Origin of the sequence: Winslowiella toletana (assembly GCF_032164335.1) — a bacterium.
Lineage (GTDB): Bacteria > Pseudomonadota > Gammaproteobacteria > Enterobacterales > Enterobacteriaceae > Erwinia > Erwinia toletana_A.
This window is the reverse complement of sequence record NZ_CP134152.1, coordinates 4075412-4095060: the sequence shown is the minus strand read 5'-3', so window position 1 is coordinate 4095060 and position 19649 is coordinate 4075412. Positions and strand designations below refer to the sequence as shown.

The window sequence follows — 19649 nt, the reverse complement described above, 5'->3', positions numbered from 1 at the left end:
AGAAATGATAATTATATTGATCGTGATTATGATAATTATTATCATTCGCTTTCGTAACTGAATATTAACACCAACTTCACTTGCCCCTCTCCTCAGGCCAAAAAAATGATAAAGACTAAGTTGTTAGTCGCAGGGCTACTGGTTTCATGGCTGGCTGGTTGCCAGCAACACGTCAGGCAATCTGAACCGCAGCTGACGCAATCACTGGAATTTTCCTCACGAATTGAATCACTGCGAGATAATCAGCCGCTCTCTGCCGCTGCTCTGGTCGATAAACTCAGTGCTGCACCGATGGTTATCGTTGGTGAAAAGCACGACAACACCGATCACCATCGCATTGAGCAGTGGTTACTCAGCCAGATGGCGAAAAGGCGGCAGCAGGGTAGTGTGCTGATGGAAATGATTGCCAGCGATCAACAGGAGGCGGTGAATCAACTTCAGCAGGGATTGAAAGGCGCGCCCTATATTCGTGATGAGCGTCTGCAACAGCTGTTGCAGTGGAATAAAGGCTGGCCGTGGACGCTGTATGGCGGAGTAGTGACCACTGCGCTGCACGGAGACTATCCATTGCTGGCTGCCAACCTCAGCGCCAGCGAAGTGAAGCAGATTTATCAGAGTAAGCAGTTGCCCGCAGGCGAACTGTCGACGCGGCAACCGGTGCTGGATGCGCTGTCGACGCTGATTGTGACCATGCATGGCGGTCAGATTGATAACGATCGTCTGGCATCGATGCTGGCGGTGCAGCAGCAGCGCGACCGCTTTATGGCGCAGCAGTTACTGGCAGCGCCGAAACCTGCGCTGTTGATCGCCGGCGGTTATCACGCTGCCCGTAATCTTGGTGTGCCTCTACACCTGCACGATCTGGATAAACAAGCCCGGCCATTGGTACTGATGCTGGCGGAGCAGGGAATGAAGATCACCGCCGATCAAGCGGATTATGTCTGGTACGTTGCTGTCGCTGCGCGCTGATGTCGATGATGCTGACAACTGCACCTTATCTGCATCGTCCGCGCTGGCGTGCAGGCCTCTGCTGTAGCGTTATCGTTCACTTGCTGCTGGTGGCGCTTTTAATTACCACCTGGCGCGATAACACGCCGCCGCCAGCGCCACCGGCGGCAGTGATGCTGGCGTTTTCCGAGCAATTTCAGGTCACCAATCGTCAGCCGGATGTGCCATTGGGTATTAATCAGCAACAGAAGGTGGACGCAGCCACCCCGGAAACTACGCCAGAGAAGCAACAGATGCATCGGGTAGTCACGGCGGATAATGCTGAGTTGCAGCAGCCAAAAACGCAAAAGGCCACGCCGAAGCCGACCAAACCGCATGATATGAAGCACAAAAATTTGCTGCCTCAGAAAGCGGTGGAAGGTAATGCAAAAGTGACTAACCGCGCGGCACCCAAGCCACAGTTAAATGTTGCCAGCACCACCGCCGCGCCGGTAGCCAGTGATGCGGCTACCGTGAGCAACAGTCAGCTAAGCTGGGAAGGGTTAGTTAAAGGGAAACTGAATCTGGTTAAAGCCTATCCGGCAGATGCCAGACGACGTGGCCGATCGGGTATCGTGCTGGTGTCATTTGTGGTGGGTGCCGATGGCGGCGTGATCTCCCGCCAGCTTATTCGTTCATCGGAAACGCTTTCGCTCGACAGAGAGTCACTGGCAATGATTGATCGCGCCCAGCCTTTTCCACCGCCGCCAGCAGAAATATTAACTGGCGGTATGTATAAAGTAACCATGCCGGTGAGTTTTGATTTAAATCAGGCTAATTAATTCTATCTAAGAGTTTTATTCAATGCTGAATATTCGTTGGGTCATGATGGCTAATTTATTATTAGCCATGCATTTCGCCGTGGCTGCTTCTCAGCCAGCCGCGCCGGTAGCAGAGAGTAAACCGGAAATCATCGTCACCCGGGGGGAATCCCGTGAGGATAACTATCACTGGCTGCGGGATGACTCACGGCAAAATAAAAAAGTGCTGGACTATCTGACGGCAGAGAATAATTACACCGCCGGGATATCACAACGCTGGCAGCCGCTCAGCAAGCAAATATATGCTGAAATGAGTGAGCGGCAGGCGCAGGATAAATATTCCCCACCCTATGAAATAAAGGGTTATCGATACCAAAGTCAGTTCCCGGAAAATGCCAATTATCCGCAACTAATGCGCCAGAAAAATGGAGAGGTAGTCTGGCAAAAGGTGCTCGATGCGAATCAGCGCAGTCAGGGAAAGCGATATTATCATCTCTCGCGCTATGTAGTCAGTGACGATAATCGCTATCTGGCGATTGCTGAAGATTTACGTGGGGATGGTCAGAATCAGCTGGCGTTGCTGGATATGCAAAGCGGCAAATGGTTGCCAGACAGTATCGCCAACAGCTCAGGCGATATGGTATTCAGTCAGGATGGTCATACGCTGTTTTATGTGCTGAACGATCCGCAAACCCTGACGCCATCTAAAGTGATGCAACATCGCCTGCATGATGCCGGGCCGGATAAACTGGTTTATCAGCAGCAGGATCAGACGCTGTATACCGGTATTGCTCGCTCGGCATCGAACGACTATCTGCTGATTACTTCCAGCGGTAATGACTCTTCGGAGGTCAGAGTTTTATCCCTTACCAGGCCGCAGGCTGCATTGCAGCTGATACAGCCGCGTCGAACCGCTGTTGAGTATTATGTTGATCATATCAACGGCCAGTTCTTTATGCGCAGTAATGCCAGGGATAAGAACTTCGAAATTTATTCTTTCCGCCAGCCAGGCGATAGCTGGAAAACGGTAGTTGCTGCGAAAAATAATATTGAAGTTGAAAGCTTCAGCCTGTTTGATCGCTGGCTGACGGTGATTCAACGTACCGACGGTAAAACCGAGTTTGCCAGAATGGAGTTTTCCACTGGTCAATGGCAAAACCTGCAATTTCCGGACGCCAGCTATATGGCGCGGGTGGGAAATAATCCATCCAGTGATGCACAGGTATTTAATTATCTCTATTCATCTCTGGATAAACCGCTGGGTTATTATCAGTGGGATTTAGCCACTAATCGTACCCGACTGGTACATCAGAAAAAAATTGCCAGGTTTCAGCAAAGCCAGTACGCCAGTGAGCGGGTGCAAATTGGCGCACGCGACGGTCAGCAGATTCCCGTATCACTGGTGTATCGCAAGGATAGTTTCAGGCAAGGGCATAATCCGCTGCTGGTATATGGCTACGGGGCTTACGGTGTCAGCCTCGATGCGGCATTCAGTGCGCCACGCCTCAGCCTGCTCGACCGGGGTTTTGTCTTTGCGCTGATACACGTGCGTGGTGGTGGTGAGAAAGGCGTGAACTGGTATCTGAGCGGTAAAAAGGCGCTTAAGCAAAACAGTTTTAACGACTTTATAGATGCCACTCGCGGCCTGGTCGCGCTGGGTTATGGCGCAGAGAAACGTGTTTACGGTATGGGGGGCAGCGCCGGCGGTTTGTTGCTGGCCGCAGTAGTGAATCAGGCTCCCGGACTGTTGTCGGCGGTGGTGCTACAGGTGCCGTTTGTTGATGTGCTGAACACCATGCTGGATGCTTCGCTGCCCATGACGCAGCAGGAATATGAAGAGTGGGGTAATCCGGCTACTGCTGAATATTATCCGATAATTAAATCTTACAGTCCTTATGAGAATCTCTCCGCACAAGAATATCCCGATATGCTGGTGACCAGCGGATTAAATGATTCACGCGTACCCTATTGGGAGGCGGCGAAATATGTCGCCCGTCTGCGCGTGCTTAATCAAAACAAGCAGGCGAGAATTCTGCTTAATACTAATATGCATGCCGGGCACAGTGGCGAAGCCGGACGCTATTCCCGTCTGCGCGACTCGGCTGGTGCATTTAGCTTTCTGCTTTACCTTGATAATGAAAAAAATAATACCTCAGGAGCATTACCTTGAAATATAAAAATATCGCCAACTGTGCATTGGCCAGCTGTCTTATTTTTCCTTGTATTGCCAGCGCTGCGGAAAAAAAAGGAGAGTCGACTTTCTCAACGTTAAAGGTTGCTGATAATACCCGGCAGCAGGAGAACGATAATGTCGGCTCCGATGAGGAAACTTACAGCAAGCCGGGCGCTTTTAGCTCACGCAAGATCAATAAGAATCTGCAAAGTCTTGATGCCACTTTGCGTACCATGCCGGGAACCTTTACCCAAATAGACCCGTTACAGGGGGCGGTGAATGTCAATATTCGCGGAATGAGCGGCTTTGGCCGCGTCAATACTATGGTTGATGGTGTCAGTCAGACCTATAACGGTATGGCGCCTTCCAGCTATCATGGTGGCGCGAACAGCTCTTCAGGCGTGTTAATTGATCCCAACTTCCTTGCCGGAGTGGATATTACCCGCGGCAGCAGCGCTGGAGCGCAGGGCGTTAATGCGTTAGCCGGCAGTGCCAATATGCGTACCATCGGCATTGATGATGTGCTGCTAAAAAATCGCCGGGCCGGTGTGCTGACGCGTTTTACCGTCGGAGATAATGGACTGGGGCGCAGTGGCATGGTGGCGGTGGCTGGCAGAAGCGAAACCTTTGGCGACGGTGGCAGCATCGGCGGCCTGCTGGGATTAAGTGATAATGTTCAGTATGCCACTTATAACAATGGTGCCGGCACCAGTAGCAGTGAGCTGTTTGGCTCAGATAACAATTACATGAAGCAGAAACCCAATTCGCAGCTGTATAAGCTGAACCTGAACCTCGATCGCTACAGTAAACTTGAACTGGCCGGACGTAACTACGCCAATAAGTTTACCCGCCGTGATATAACCAGCGATGATTATTATCTGAAATATGACTACACCCCGCTGTCAGAGCTGGTTGATGTAAATATATTGCTCAGTACCAGCCGCTCTAACCAGACTTATGATGTAAATTCACTCAGTGATGCCAATCATGCTTCCACCACTAATAAATCAGACGCCGTGAATATCAGTAATACCAGCCGTTTTTCGCTGAGCGATTACGATTTTGCCTGGCAGTATGGCGGTAAGGTAATGGATACCGAATATACCCGTGCTTATGATAACAGCGCTGAAAAAGTTTATAATACGTTTGCACCAGCGGGTAAGCAGAAGATCTCTGCGCTATACACCGGGCTGACGATAAATAAAGCTATTTATCAATTGGATTTAAATCTGAATTATACGCAAAGTCGGGTTAGTGGTTTCAAACCGGCATGTGCAGCGAATCAGCAATGCTTTCCGCAGGGCGCGGCTAATCTGAGGCTCAGCGATCATGCAGTTAATCCTTCGGTGGCGTTTTCGGCGCAGGTGACGCCGTGGCTGCAACCCTTTATCAGCTATAGCCATTCCTCGCGTGCTCCGGTGCCACAGGAGGTCTTTTTTGCCAATGAAGGCGGCGCTTCAATGAATCCATTCCTGCAACCTGAACGGTCAGAGACCTGGCAGGCTGGATTTAATCTGGTAAAAAATGGGCTGTTGCTGGAGCAGGATAGCTTCAGGCTGAAAGCACTCGCCTATCAGACGCGGATTAAGGACTATATCAGCAGCCAGAACTATTATCTGTGCGCCAGCGGAGTTAAGTGCCGCAATGGTGAAGACAGCGATCCTAATTTCAAAGCCAATATTTACACCAACTCGCTGTCGCCGGTGAAAACCGAAGGCTATGAGATCGAAGCGAGCTATGATGTTGATTATGCCTATATTAATCTCTCCTGGAGTAAGCAACATACCGATCAGCCGACCTCCATCGCCAGTACCACCATGTTGGGTTTTGGCTACGATGATTTAAGCGATTTGCCCGACAGCTATGCCACGCTGGATATCGGCGCACGTTTCCTTGCTAAAAAACTGGTGGTAGGCAGCCTGATTAAATTCACCGGAAAATCGAAGCGTTTACATCCTGAAGGTGAAAGTATTGATACTGGCGATGTGCCTAAAGATGATATGCCCAATATTCCAACGGTTATCGATGTTTACAGCAGTTATCAGATGACGGATAACCTGTTGTTACGCCTGAGCGTACAAAACGTGGGCAATAAAAACTATGCCGCCGCTTTGAATAAAATGAATCAGGATTATAACTACGTCGGCGATGATGGAAAGTCAGTTAATACCACCGCTCGTGGCCGCACCTGGGTATTTGGCGGTGAGCTGCGTTTTTAATTGCGTAAGGCAAAGCGGGCTGTCAGTAGGGCAGCCTGATAAAAAGGCGACAACAAGCGGCTTTTTAGCGCTATGCTTTTGCAGATTATTTTTCAGGATGAAGCAAAATGTCGACCGATTTTCCCCTGCTTGACGTGCAGGAAATAAGCTATTCCCTTGATGGCAGCCAGCTGCTGGCGCCGGTTTCGCTGGCGCTTAACGCCGGTGAGTTTGTACTGCTGACCGGGCCTTCCGGCAGTGGAAAAAGTACGCTGTTAAAGATTATTGCTTCGCTGTTGACGCCAACGACGGGCCATATCTTTTTTAAAGGCCAGCCGATCGGTGAGCTAAAAGCAGAACACTATCGCCAACAGGTCTCTTATTGTTTTCAGACGCCGGTACTGTTTGGCGAGACGGTATTTGATAACCTGGCACTGCCGTGGCAAATCCGCCACAAGAGAGTCGACAGGCCAAAACTGCAAAGCTGGTTGCAAAAGGTCAACCTGCCGCCGGAGATGCTGGATAAGAAAACGGAGCAGCTTTCCGGCGGTGAAAAACAGCGGGTGGCGCTGTTGCGCAACCTACAGTTCTTACCGGATGTTTTATTGCTTGATGAAATTACCAGTGCGCTGGATGAGGAAAACAAGCAGCTGATTAACCAGCTCATTACCGGGCTGGCGGCGGAAGAGGGTGTTGCCGTGATGTGGATCAGTCACGACAGTGCTGAAATCAGCCAGGCACAGCGGGTACTGACGCTCACGCCGGTCGGCCTGGAGAGTGCTAATGAGCCAGCATAATATTACCAATGAATCGCTTGCTCTGGCGCTGATGCTGGTAGTGATTGCCCTGCTGGTCAGTGGCAAAGAGAAGCTGGGTCTGGAAAAAGATATTGTCTGGAGCGTGGCGCGGGCGGTTGTTCAGCTGATCCTTGTCGGCTATGTGCTGAAGTATATTTTCGATTTGAACAACGGCTGGCTGACGGTGCTGATGGTGCTGTTTATCTGCGTTAATGCATCGCTAAATGCCCGCAAGCGCAGTCGCAATATCGGCAATGCCCTGATGATTTCGTTTGTTGCCATCACCGTGAGCACCACCTCGACGCTGACGATTCTGGTGCTGAGCGGCTCAATCGAATTTGTCCCGATGCAGGTGATTCCGATTTCCGGCATGATTGCCGGTAATGCGATGGTGGCGGTCGGGCTGTGCTACAGCAATCTGAATCAGCGTTTTGCTGACAATCAACAAAAAATCCTCGAAATGCTCAGCCTCGGCGCGTCAGTTAAATTGGCTTCCGCTAAGCTAATTCGCGACAGTATTCGCGCCGCGATGATCCCGACGGTTGATGCAGCCAAAACCGTCGGGCTGGTCAGCCTGCCAGGCATGATGTCCGGCCTGATTTTTGCCGGTATCGATCCGGTGAAAGCGATCAAGTATCAGATAATGGTGACGTTTATGCTGCTGGGTACCGCCAGCCTGTCGACCATTATTGCCGGTTACCTTGCTTACCGTCGCTTTTTTAATGCGCGCGCACAGTTAAAGCAAGCGGGTTAAACATTGCAGGGGAGTCTTTTTTGGCTCCCTTGATTGCACTACCCCGAGCCAGAATGTGTAGAATACCCGCCACCTGAGCCTGTCTGATAAGGAAGCCCGCGATGAAACCGAAGTCTGTGACCCTGTATGATGTGGCAGAGTGTGCCGGCGTCTCTTACCAGACCGTTTCACGCGTGATTAATCAGGCCAGTCACGTCTCAGAGAAAACGCGCCTCAAAGTTGAAGCGGCGATGAATGCGCTGAACTACGTGCCTAATCGCGTCGCACAGCAGCTGGCTGGCAAGCTCAGCCATACTATCGGGCTGGCCACCACTAATCTTTCTCTGCATGCACCGTCGCAAATCGTCGCGGCAATCAAATCCAAAGCGGGAGAAATGCAGTTCAATGTGGTGATTTCCATGATTGAACAAGCTGGGCTGGAGGCGAGTAAAGCGGCGGTCAACAGCCTGCTTTCTCAGCGGGTAGACGGACTGATCGTTAATATTCCACTGGAAGATGCTGAGGCGCTGGAGATCCAGCGACGTTGCGGTGAGGTTCCTGCGCTGTTTCTTGATGTATCGCCAGCACTGGCCGCCGATCATATTGTTTTCGATCCGACGATGGGGGCGTTGTTAGGCGTGGAACATCTTGTCGGGCTGGGCCACCAGAAGATTGCGTTACTGACCGGGCCGCTCAGTTCTGTCTCCGCGCGTCTGCGCTTTGAAGGCTGGCAACAGTGCCTTGCGGCGCATCAGTTAACCGCCAGCGCAATTATGCACGGCGACTGGAGCTCTCTTTCCGGTTATCAGCAGGTGATTCAGCTATTACGCGACGGGGTGAGCCCGAGCGCTATTCTGGTCGCAAACGATCAAATGGCACTCGGCACGCTGCGGGCATTGTCAGAATTTGGTCTTGCGGTGCCGGGCGATGTATCCGTGGTGGGTTATGACGATACCGAAGACAGTGCCTGTTTTATTCCACCACTGACCACCATTAAGCAGGATTTTAAAGCCTTAGGCCAGGTCAGCGTCGATCATCTGTTGGCGCTTATCAGGGAAGAACAGGTTGAGCCAGTCATATTGCCGGTGAGTCTTGTGGAACGCAAAACCACCGCTGCACCGTGCGCAATTACGCCACATGTTCTGGCTGAGGCGCTTGCGCGGCTTGCGTTGCAGGTCGCTCGCCTGAAATAAACCGCCGACGGTGGCGGGGGATATCCGGCATGCCGTCAGGGCGGGAGCCGATAACTGCGGTTTATTTGTGACGACTATCACCGAATAACTCTAATCAGCTTTACAGCTACGTTAGCCAAAATCATATTACTTTAAAATTGTGAGCGCATCGCAATACGCTAAAGGAATCCGACGATGACTAACAACGCTATTGATTTAAACGCCGTATTACAACGCCGCGACTGGGAAAACCCGGCGGTTACTCAGCTGAATCAGCTGAACGCCCATCCGCCATTTGCCAGCTGGCGCTCAGCGGAACAGGCGCGTGAGGACAGCGCTTCCGCCTCACTGCGCAGCCTGAATGGCGAGTGGCAATTCAGCTATTTCTCGCGGCCAGAAGCGGTGCCTGCCAGCTGGGTGAATAGCGATCTGAGCGATGCGAATTCGACGCCGGTGCCTTCCAACTGGCAGATTCTTGGCTATGACGCGCCAATTTATACCAATGTCACCTATCCAATTCCGGTAAACCCGCCGTTTGTGCCGCAGGAAAATGCCACTGGTTGTTACTCGCTCACATTTGATGTCGATGAGCGCTGGCTGGCCAGCGGACAGACGCGGATTGTATTTGATGGCGTGAATTCTGCGTTTCATTTGTGGTGTAACGGGCAGTGGATCGGCTATGCCCAGGACAGCCGTCTGCCTTCAGAGTTTGATCTGAGCGCAGTGTTAAAGCCGTCAGAAAACCGCATTGCGGTTATGGTGCTGCGCTGGAGCGATGGCTCTTATCTGGAAGATCAGGATATGTGGCGTATGAGCGGCATCTTCCGCGATGTGTCGCTGTTGCATAAACCGGAGACCCGCCTTAGCGATGTACGGCTGGTGACGCATCTTAATGAAGATTTCAGCCGGGCCGAACTGGCAGCGTTAGTGGTGGTGGAAGGTGAGCCATTAACCGATGTGCAAATCGCCGTGCAGCTATGGCGCGGTGACCAGCTGATCACTGAGCAGCAGCAGGCTATTGGCAGCGAGATTATCGATGAGCGCGGCGCTTATCACGACCGTACTACGCTGAAACTGCCGCTGGAACGCCCGCTGTTATGGAGTGCTGAAATACCAAATCTCTATCGTGCTGTGGTGGTATTAAAGCGCGGTGAAGAAGTCATTGAAGCCGAAGCTTATGACGTTGGTTTTCGCAAAGTGGAAATCAGTGAGGGTTTGCTGAAAGTTAATGGTAAGCCGCTGCTGATTCGTGGCACCAATCGTCATGAACATCACCCGGAAACGGGCCAGGTGATGGATGTGGAGACCATGCGCCGCGATATTCTGTTGATGAAACAGCATAACTTTAACGCGGTGCGCTGCTCGCACTATCCTAATCATCCAATGTGGTATCGCCTGTGTGACTACTATGGCCTGTACGTAGTGGACGAAGCCAACATCGAAACCCACGGCATGGTGCCGATGAACCGCTTAAGTGACGATCCCCGCTGGCTACCAGCCATGACCGAGCGCGTTACCCGCATGGTGATGCGTGACCGCAATCATCCATCGATCATTATCTGGTCTCTGGGTAACGAATCCGGTCATGGCAGTAACCACGATGCGCTGTATAACTGGATTAAATCCAACGATCCGACGCGCCCGGTGCAGTACGAAGGCGGCGGTGCTGACAGTGCGGCGACGGATATTATCTGCCCGATGTACGCCCGCGTCGATCAGGATCAGCCTCATCCACAGGTGCCAAAATGGTCAATTAAAAAGTGGATTGGCATGCCGGATGAGCAACGTCCGCTAATCCTTTGTGAATATGCCCACGCTATGGGTAACAGCTTTGGCGGCTTCCATAAATACTGGCAGGCATTTCGTCAGCATCCGCGTCTGCAGGGTGGTTTTGTCTGGGACTGGGTGGATCAGTCACTGATTAAGCACGATGAAAACGGCCAGCCATTTTCTGCCTATGGCGGCGACTTTGGTGACAAACCGAATGACCGTCAGTTCTGTATGAATGGTCTGGTATTTGCCGATCGTTCCCCTCATCCGGCGCTGTATGAAGCGCAGCAGGTACAACAGTTCTTCCAGTTCCAGTTACTGACCAATGGTCATCCAGCAGTAGAAGTGACCAGCGAGTATCTGTTCCGTCACAGCGATAATGAGCGACTGGTGTGGACAGTGAAGCTGGAGGGCGAAGTGCTCGCCAGCCAAGAGGTGCTGCTGGATATCGCGCCGCAAGGCAAACAGCTGATCGAACTTAATCTGCCGCCCGCGACCAGCAGTGGTCAACTGTGGCTGAATGTCGAAGTGCAGCAGATTCAAGCCACTGACTGGAGTGACGCCGGTCATGTCTGCGCCTGGCAACAATGGCGTCTGCCTGAGTTATTAAGTGAGCCGGTAAAATTCAGCCACGGTGAAAGCCCACAGCTGGATATCAGTGAGCAGACGTTCGATGTGCGGCATGGCGCGCAGCACTGGCAGTTTAATCGCGCCAGCGGCTTGCTTACGCAGTGGCAAAGCGCTGGCGAAAATCTGCTGCTGACTCCGTTACAGGATCAGTTTACCCGTGCGCCGCTGGATAACGATATCGGCGTCAGCGAAGTGACGCGCATTGACCCGAATGCCTGGGTAGAGCGCTGGAAAGCGGCGGGGATGTATGAAATGGAATCCCAGCTGATCAGTTGCGAAGCTGAATCCCTGCACCATGCGGTGCAGCTGCATACCGTTCACTGCTGGCGTGCCCAGAGCAAAACGCTGTTTATCAGCAGCAAAACCTACCGTATTGATAATCAGGGTCAGTTACAGATCAGTGTTGATGTGGAAGTCGCTTATGGCGTACCTGCTCCAGCCCGTATTGGCTTGAGCTGCCAGTTGGCAGAGGTACAGCCGCAGGTGAGCTGGCTGGGTCTCGGTCCGCATGAAAATTATCCGGATCGCCAGGCATCAGCACGCTATGACCACTGGCAGCGCCCGCTGGCAGAGATGTATACGCCGTACGTCTTTCCTACCGAAAACGGTTTGCGCTGCGGTACCACCCGTCTTGAATATGGTGATAACCAGTGGCGCGGCAATTTCCACTTTAATATCAGCCGCTACAGCCAGCATCAATTGCATGAGGTGTCACATCGCCATTTGCTGCGTGAAGAGCAGGGCAGTTGGCTGAATATCGATGGCTTCCATATGGGAGTGGGTGGCGATGATTCCTGGAGCCCCAGCGTATCGCCTGAGTTTTTATTACAGGAACAACATTACCACTACACAGTGAACTGGGCGCGTAACTAACCGCCGGGTTTTTCAGGGCAGGCGCCAGCCTGCCCACTGCTCCCCTAAGGATAAGAAACATGTACTACTTAAAAAACAGCAATTTCTGGATGTTCGGGCTGTTCTTCTTTTTCTACTTTTTCATTATGGGAGCCTACTTCCCCTTCTTCCCAATTTGGCTACATGATATTAATCATGTCAGCAAAAGTGATACCGGAATTATCTTCGCCTGTATCTCTTTCTTTTCACTGCTGTTCCAGCCAATTTTTGGCCTGCTGTCCGATAAGCTTGGCCTGAAAAAACACCTGCTGTGGTTTATTACCGGCATGCTGGTAATGTTTGCGCCATTCTTTATTTACGTATTTGGGCCGCTGCTGCAAACCAACCTGCTGCTCGGTTCGATTGTCGGCGGTATCTATCTTGGCTTTATCTATAACGGCGGTGCGCCAGCGATTGAAGCCTATATCGAAAAGGTCAGCCGTCGTAGCCAGTTTGAATTTGGCCGCGCGCGCCTGTTCGGTTGTATCGGCTGGGCGCTGTGTGCCTCGATCGCCGGCATCATGTTTACCATCAATAATGAGTTTGTTTTCTGGCTGGGTTCAGGCTGTGCGGTAATCCTCGCTATTCTTCTGTTTATTGCAAAGCCGCAAACTCAGCCGTCAGCGGAAGTGGCGAATTCTCTCGGTGCCAACCACTCGCCGTTTAAATTCCGTCTGGCACTTGAGCTGTTCAGGCAGCCAAAACTGTGGTTTTTATCGCTGTATGTGGTGGGTGTATCCTGTACTTATGATGTGTTTGACCAACAGTTTGCCAACTTCTTTACCTCGTTTTTCAGCACCAACGATCAGGGGACGCGTGTCTTTGGCTATGTCACCACTATGGGTGAACTGCTGAACGCCAGTATCATGTTCTTTGCACCACTGATTGTTAATCGGATTGGCGGTAAGAACGCGCTGCTGCTGGCTGGGATGATCATGTCTGTACGCATTATCGGCTCTTCCTTTGCCACCACGGCGACTGAAGTGGTGATTCTGAAAACCCTGCATATGTTTGAGATTCCGTTCCTGATTGTCGGCTGCTTTAAATACATTACCAGCCAGTTTGAAGTTCGCTTCTCAGCGACCATTTATCTGGTCTGTTTCTGCTTCTTTAAACAACTGGCGATGATTTTCATGTCGTTATTTGCCGGATACATGTATGACCGGGTCGGCTTCCACGGTGCCTATCTGGTACTGGGGCTGGTGGCGCTGTCGTTTACCGTGCTGTCGGTATTTACCCTGTCAGGCGACGGCCCGTTGACGGTGCTGCGCTCATTCGGGAAGCAAAAACAGAAAATGGCATAATCCAGTGGAAGCCACGTTCCGGGCGTAAAGCAACGGCGTGGCTTCCACACTTTCCTGCATAAGCACCTCAATTAATTTAACTGAAAATTAATCGCCTTTATCCTTCACTCTGTTCAGCCGTGGCTTTTAGACGTAGTTTATGTCGCGCCAATGTAAGTCTATTATCATGGTGTATTTATTAAGGCTCCGGCATTCAGCAGAAGCGTGAGCGCCAATGATGTTTCTGATGGTCTGTCATAACTGGCATTAGACGGTTCATGGCCTGATACCAGCATCGGCTTACTCACTTAAGCACAGTGTTTTAAGGAAGCGGATAATAATGGCGGTAAATTTTGACCTGAGTGATCTTTACGCATTCCGCGCGCTGGTGGAATACGGCAGTTTTAAATCCGCGGCTGATGCGATTTGCATATCGCAACCTGCGCTTAGCAGGCGCATTGATAAACTTGAAACCTTACTCGGTGTTAAGCTGTTTGAAAGGACAACCCGCCGCGTCAGTCTGACCTTAGTGGGGCGCAAATTCTCTCCTCGCGCCCAGCGTCTGCTGATGGATTTTGAAGAGGTAATGTCGGATATCAGTGATGTTGGCAATAGCCGGGCAGGATTAATTACCGTTGCCTGTGTGCCTTCGGCGGCTTACTATTTTATGCCAAAAGTCATTGCCGCTTTCCAGTCACACTATCCACGAGTCCGTATCAAGCTGATTGATTCCAGCGCCGGGAATGTTTATGACGCAGTGATCAGCGGCCAGGCGGATTTTGGCCTCAGCTTTACCGGAACACCGCAACCGGACGTGGAATTCTTTCCTTTAGTCGACGAAGTTTATGTTGCGGCATGCCGTCGGGATCACCCTCTTGCCGCGCGAAAGACCATGACATGGCAGGAGTTTTACACTCATCCTTATGTCAGGCTGGATAAAACCTCAGGTAATCGCAATCTGCTTGATCAGGCGTTGGGCGATATCGTTCCAGAGACGCCAGGTGTTTGTGAAACCCGACATGTCACTACCCTGCTTGGAATGGTGGAAGCCGGTCTCGGAATTGCCGCCGTTCCGGCAATGGCAATGCCAAAATCAGACCATCCTGTTCTGGCAAGCATAGGATTAATTAACCCCACGGTAAGACGTAATGTGGGGTTAATTAAACGCAGTGGCCGTGAGCTATCACACCTTGCCAGAGCGCTGGAAAAACAGATTATTGCGCTACACGCCGTCGATTCTACTGCTTAAGGCGTTGTAACAGAATCCAGCCCGGTAGCGCGCACGGTTTGCTGTACCTGCTTTGACGATAGGTAGCGGAGTAAAAGCTTCGCCTCTTCAGCGTGCTCCGTTTTAGCGGCCACAGCACCGGCAAAGCGCGTGACATACTGAACGTTGTCCGGAATTTTTCCCACAAATGATACGCCTGGAACCGGCAGCAGCTCACTCACCTGCTGAAGCCCGATAGTATAGTGGCCCTGCGCGACGGTTAACGCTACCGGGGTTTTCTCAACCTGATGCGCTTTCCCCTGAACCTGTTGTTCAATACCCAGCTTTTTAAACAGCTGTTGCTGCACATATCTGCCACTGGCACTGTCGGAATAAGCTATCGAGTCCGCTTCCAGTAAGGCGCTCCTCAGGGTTTTATCAGTGCTGATATCTGGTTTTGGCTTACCGCTACTGACGACCACACCAATTCTTGAATCAGCAAGTTCAGTGCGCGTATCCGCAATGACCATGCCGTTGCGGCTTAAATCACTCAGCGCATCGCCGACCATAATAATCACATCAGCGTTCTCTCCAGCCGCCAGACGGTTGGGAATAGCTTCAGCAGATTTCCCCATCGACGGGCCAGGTACGGTCTTCAGGGTAATTCCCTGTTTTTCAGCAAATTCCGGTGCCAGTTTTTCCCATGCGGCTTTGAAGCCGCCAGAGATCATTACGGTTAACTCTGTTGCGTGAAGGGGCTGACTGATTAAACAAAACAGCATCGCCAGCAGACTCAAACTCATACGTTTTTGCATGAAGTAATCCATTATCCGAAAGTTTTTTTAGCAGAGTGAGGTTGTGGTGTTTCCTGTTTGTACAGATACAGGGTTGCCAGTAGTGCGCACACCGCAGCAAAACTCATCCACAATCCGGGAGAGGCTTTATCACCTGTGGTTTCAATCAGTACCGTTGAGATTGCCGGAGTGAAGCCGCCAAAAATGGCAGTAGCAAGGCTATATGCCAGCGAGAAACCGGCTACTCTGACCGAGGTTGGCATTATTTCCGTCAGGGCAGGGATCATGGCACCGTTGTACAGGCCATAAATAAATGACAACCAGAGTAAAACGCCCAGCATCATATAAAAATCAGGCGCGCCAGCCAGAAGTTTGAGCGCGGGATATGAGGTGGCGATGGCGATCAGCGCCATGGTAATCAACACTGGTTTACGCCCGAATTTATCAGAAATAGCTCCGCCAATCGGTAACCAGATAAAGTTGGACACTGCAACCAGCAGCGTGACCAGCAGACTGTCAGAAGCACTCAGCAGCAGGACCTTTTTACCGAAAGTCGGGGCGTATACCGTAATCAAATAGAATGAAGTTGTCGTCATCGCCACCATCAGCATGCCAGCTACCACTATTTTCCAGTTCTCCATCAGGGTACGGAATACCTGGGATAGTTCCGGATGTTGACGTCGGGCGCTGAACTCTTCGGTTTCTTCCAGATTACGGCGCAGGAAAAAGATAAAGGGAACGATTAAACAACCAAACAGAAACGGGATGCGCCATCCCCAGTCACCGATAGCTGCTTCGTCCAGCAATGCATTAAGAGCAAATCCCATCGCGGCGGCGACCATAATCGCCACCTGCTGGCTACCGGACTGCCAGCTGGTGTAAAAACCTTTCTTTCCGGGCGTTGCAATTTCAGCCAGGTATACGGACACTCCACCCAACTCAGCACCGGCTGAGAATCCTTGCAGCAATCGACCGACGAGCACGATTAAAGGTGCCCAAAATCCGATCGCATTGTAAGAAGGAATCAGCACGATAAGAAATGTGCCCATCGCCATAATGGATAACGTAACGATAAGCCCTTTCCGGCGCCCTACTTTGTCAATATAAGCACCCAATACCACCGCGCCGATAGGGCGCATTAAAAAGCCCGCGCCAAAAACAGCAAAAGTCATCATGAGTGAGGCGAACTCACTGCTTGCAGGAAAAAAGGTATGAGCAATATAGGTTGCGTAAAAACCAAACAGGAAAAAATCGAATTGTTCTAAGAAGTTTCCCGAGGTTACCCGAAAAATTGCGCCAATACGTGAACGGGCTGATGCAGGATGAGCAGAGGTTTGATTCATTATTTTCTCCGATACATATTAAATGTGTCGTAGTTGTTACCGACTTGTATCAGGAGACTGGCGCAATAATGGTGATTTAATAAGTGCGTTTTAGTTATCGTTTGATGCGTCTGACGCATCAATGCAAAAACAACTCAGGCGTGACTGAGCACCAGGTGCAATTCTTACATTCAGTGCGGACTAAACTGAAAACCTGGCTCGTTGGATATTTGTGACAGACTTATCATGTTTGAGTCTCTCTTTGGAGCAATGTTTGGCAACCGACTGACGGCATCCCCGGTGATTCGCACACCTATTAAGAAGGTGTTTGCCACACCGCAGCAGAGATAGGCTTTTTACCCAGTTGCTACCCCTGGAACATTGATAAGGATGTATCACAGCAATGATTCGCTGTTGCAGGAGATGCTGTCACCGCGAACGGGAGTCGTGAGTGAGACTGAACTATTTAGTCGCGACAGCATGTCAGGCTGGCTTGCGATATGGAAAACGGCAAGTTGAGAATGTCTAAAGCACAGCAGAGTTTAAGAATTTTATGATTGGCAATATCGAACCACATTTCAAAGGCAACTAATTACTCATCGTTACTATCCAGGTGTGGTGCATTATCATATTTGCTCACCAGATAGCCCTATATTCACCTGGTATAGAATGTAAATGCAAAATTTACACTTAAAAAAAGATCTTGATTGAGTGTATGGCTCTGCGCGAACTAAACCTGATTGTGTATTCAGGAATATTCGATATGCTCGAAATATTTAATTCCAGTATCGGATACATCCTTGTTCTAATCCTATACTATCTGGCGGCCAATGATGTCCATTGTGGAGTAGCATGAGCTCTATTTTTTAAAGGGAATCAAAAAAAATTATTATATCTACGAAATAATTTTATAAGGGCACTTGAGCCTTTTTTGCGCAGATCTCAAAGAGAGCGTGATAGATTAACAGCTTGCCATGCGCTCTATAGTTTGATGATTGGGATTAATCCTGGTGTGTATATTGGTGTAAGAATTGTCTTTTTGCATAGGAATATCTAGGCATCCTGTCAGTAATCTAAATATATGCCTATTAAAAATAAGTGTTTTTATTGATTGCTTAATTAAAGTCTTGTTTAATCAATGGGTTAAATGTTGTTTTGTTCAGCGAAAGATTACAAATTTAACACTTGGTAAAACCTGGCAGGATTGACTGAAACATTATTAGTATATAGTATGATTTGTAAGTGAACAGTCAGGGTAGTGTGACATTAATATCCGCATTATGTAAGAGTGGTTAGCAATTATGTGGAGGCTCGTTAATGGTTTGTTTAAGTTATAATTTTCCTCTGTAAATTATTAGCTTATCTAAGATCACATGAAGCTTCATTATTATAGTGCTTACAGGATAGCGCTAAGAGCAAAATTTAGACATTGGAGAACTCTCAAGGTGCTAACGCTGCGCCAGGTGAATCTCACCGATGACAATATTAGAGGAGGAGTGTTAATTTGCGAATGCAATGGAGTGTTCTTCGCGCAACATAACAGCAAGTTTTTTTGATGTATATGTTCTTACCGAAGATAAGAAATGGAAATTTAATCTTCCTGGGTATTTTTTATTAAATATTCCAAGCCCCGGTTTATAGATGAATTTTATATTTATCATCGCTGATTTTTAATTTGGCTTCGATTGATATTGGTTTGTCCCATTTCTATATAAGTCATAGCGATGTTTGCCGCTTTATGATCAATAACTTCTTAAATTATTTTTTTATATTGTAGTCTATACTTAATATTTTCTGGATGGTTAGCTGTTCATATGAGTATGGCTCTTAAGAGATTGCTAATGAAATTTTTATATCTGGGTGAAAAGAACATTGGAAGCTTGGGAATAGTCCATATTATTGAAGCGAACTATCAAGATTCTACTATTGTATTAAAAAGTATCGAAGAATGCATCGAGTCAACTATTGCCGAATCCTATGACATTTGCATCATTGATGGCAAGAAGCTGGATGATATGCCACTAACCAGCTTAAAGAAATTTGCTGCGGTGACTAACATTCCGCTGCTGATTCTTGCAAAAAAAGATCAGGGAATCTACAAATTCATAAATCATCTGAACAATGTGCGTGGAATGATTGAGTTTGAAAGTGGAGTAGAGTTATTCCTTAACGCAATCAATGTTGTGCGATCAGGTGGCTATTGCTATTCCTGGGATATCTATGCACTGAAGAACAATAACTCGGCATTATTTAATGAAGAGTATTGCGAATCTGTTGGGTTGACTCGTCGTGAGATGGAAATTTTAAAAATGTATCTTGATGGTGCAACCAACAAAGAAATCTCCGTAAAGCTTTCACGTAGTCAAAAAACCATCAGTGCACATAAGTCCAATATACTTAGAAAAATTGGGATTAAACGTTTGCCTGTCTCATCATTCAAAATGGAATGTATGGAAGTTGGTTGCTAATTTCAACCTGACTTTTAATGACTAAATGTAATGGTAGTGACTCACTATAGCCATGCGCTGTGTGTGGTTTTTTTAACAATGCCAGTAGTTGTAATTATGCGACTACGGATTACATCAAAGTATTAACAATCCTGAATGATTTAAATCAGGATTATTTATTTAGTTTCAGGATTAATTTTTCCTACTTTTTACCTGGATGCTATTTCATCAGCTCAAAACCCTCACAGTTCTTGTGAGGGTGATTCCTTTAAAAACAACCATTTACATTGTTCTTTTCTTGATATTTTCTTAAGTTTACTTAGTGCTGTTTATTTCCCTCAAAACCCGGGTTTTGGGGGTGGCTAAAATTGTCTGATTATCAATGATAAAGTGTCAGGTGATTATCTTTGCAGTGACCAGAACGTCATTCGTTATAAAGGAAATGACGCTTTTTCATCGGAGCAACATCTGGAGTTATGGAATA

General features: G+C 49.1%; 13 protein-coding genes. 11 read left to right on the top strand and 2 right to left on the bottom strand.

The features are described 5' to 3' along the window. Positions 1 to 105: 105 nt before the first annotated feature. The 10 genes from RIN69_RS18750 (at position 106) to RIN69_RS18705 (ending at position 14644) form a co-directional block, all read left to right on the top strand. The gene (locus RIN69_RS18750) at positions 106 to 969 is read left to right on the top strand and encodes a ChaN family lipoprotein (protein WP_313853716.1); all 864 of its coding nucleotides are present in this window, start codon (positions 106 to 108) and stop codon (positions 967 to 969) included. A gap of 5 nt (positions 970 to 974) precedes the next feature. Next, positions 975 to 1769, top strand: coding sequence for an energy transducer TonB family protein (locus tag RIN69_RS18745; RefSeq protein WP_313853715.1), 795 nt, complete (start codon positions 975 to 977; stop codon positions 1767 to 1769). Positions 1770 to 1791: 22 nt separating this feature from the next. Next, a complete protein-coding gene (locus tag RIN69_RS18740) occupies positions 1792 to 3918 on the top strand; it encodes a S9 family peptidase (protein WP_313853714.1) in 2127 nt (708 codons plus the stop codon). Then, positions 3915 to 6140 carry a TonB-dependent receptor domain-containing protein gene (locus tag RIN69_RS18735; protein WP_313853713.1) on the top strand — a complete coding sequence of 742 codons (2226 nt, stop codon included), beginning with the start codon at positions 3915 to 3917 and terminating at the stop codon, positions 6138 to 6140. Before RIN69_RS18740 ends, RIN69_RS18735 begins: the two co-directional genes overlap by 4 nt. Positions 6141 to 6247: 107 nt before the next feature. Further along, a complete protein-coding gene (gene fetA, locus RIN69_RS18730; RefSeq protein ID WP_313853711.1) occupies positions 6248 to 6916 on the top strand; it encodes an iron efflux ABC transporter ATP-binding subunit FetA in 669 nt (222 codons plus the stop codon). Continuing rightward, on the top strand, positions 6903 to 7670 hold the full coding sequence (gene fetB / locus RIN69_RS18725; protein ID WP_313853709.1) for an iron efflux ABC transporter permease subunit FetB: 768 nt from the start codon (positions 6903 to 6905) through the stop codon (positions 7668 to 7670). The genes fetA and fetB overlap by 14 nt, the downstream gene beginning before the upstream one ends. A gap of 101 nt (positions 7671 to 7771) precedes the next feature. Continuing rightward, positions 7772 to 8842, top strand: a complete 1071-nt coding sequence (locus RIN69_RS18720; protein WP_313853708.1) for a LacI family DNA-binding transcriptional regulator — start codon at positions 7772 to 7774, stop codon at positions 8840 to 8842. Positions 8843 to 9016: 174 nt separating this feature from the next. After that, positions 9017 to 12094 (top strand): beta-galactosidase, encoded by a 3078-nt coding sequence (locus RIN69_RS18715; RefSeq protein WP_313853707.1) that lies wholly within the window; start codon positions 9017 to 9019, stop codon positions 12092 to 12094. A 59-nt stretch (positions 12095 to 12153) separates the two neighbouring features. Next, positions 12154 to 13416, top strand: coding sequence for an MFS transporter (locus tag RIN69_RS18710; protein WP_313853706.1), 1263 nt, complete (start codon positions 12154 to 12156; stop codon positions 13414 to 13416). 319 nt (positions 13417 to 13735) lie between these two features. Next, entirely contained in the window at positions 13736 to 14644 is a 909-nt protein-coding gene (locus RIN69_RS18705) for a LysR family transcriptional regulator (protein WP_313853705.1), read from the top strand. Here RIN69_RS18705 and RIN69_RS18700 read toward each other — a convergent pair. Then, the gene (locus RIN69_RS18700; RefSeq protein WP_390902407.1) at positions 14641 to 15417 is read right to left on the bottom strand and encodes a substrate-binding domain-containing protein; all 777 of its coding nucleotides are present in this window, start codon (positions 15415 to 15417) and stop codon (positions 14641 to 14643) included. The genes RIN69_RS18705 and RIN69_RS18700 overlap by 4 nt on opposite strands. Positions 15418 to 15428: 11 nt before the next feature. Further along, positions 15429 to 16739: an MFS transporter gene (gene tcuC, locus RIN69_RS18695; RefSeq protein WP_313853704.1), complete on the bottom strand. Its 1311-nt coding sequence runs from the start codon at positions 16737 to 16739 to the stop codon at positions 15429 to 15431. A 1820-nt stretch (positions 16740 to 18559) separates the two neighbouring features. Here tcuC and RIN69_RS18690 point away from each other — a divergent pair. Then, on the top strand, positions 18560 to 19186 hold the full coding sequence (locus tag RIN69_RS18690) for a helix-turn-helix transcriptional regulator (protein ID WP_313853703.1): 627 nt from the start codon (positions 18560 to 18562) through the stop codon (positions 19184 to 19186). Positions 19187 to 19649: the final 463 nt, after the last annotated feature.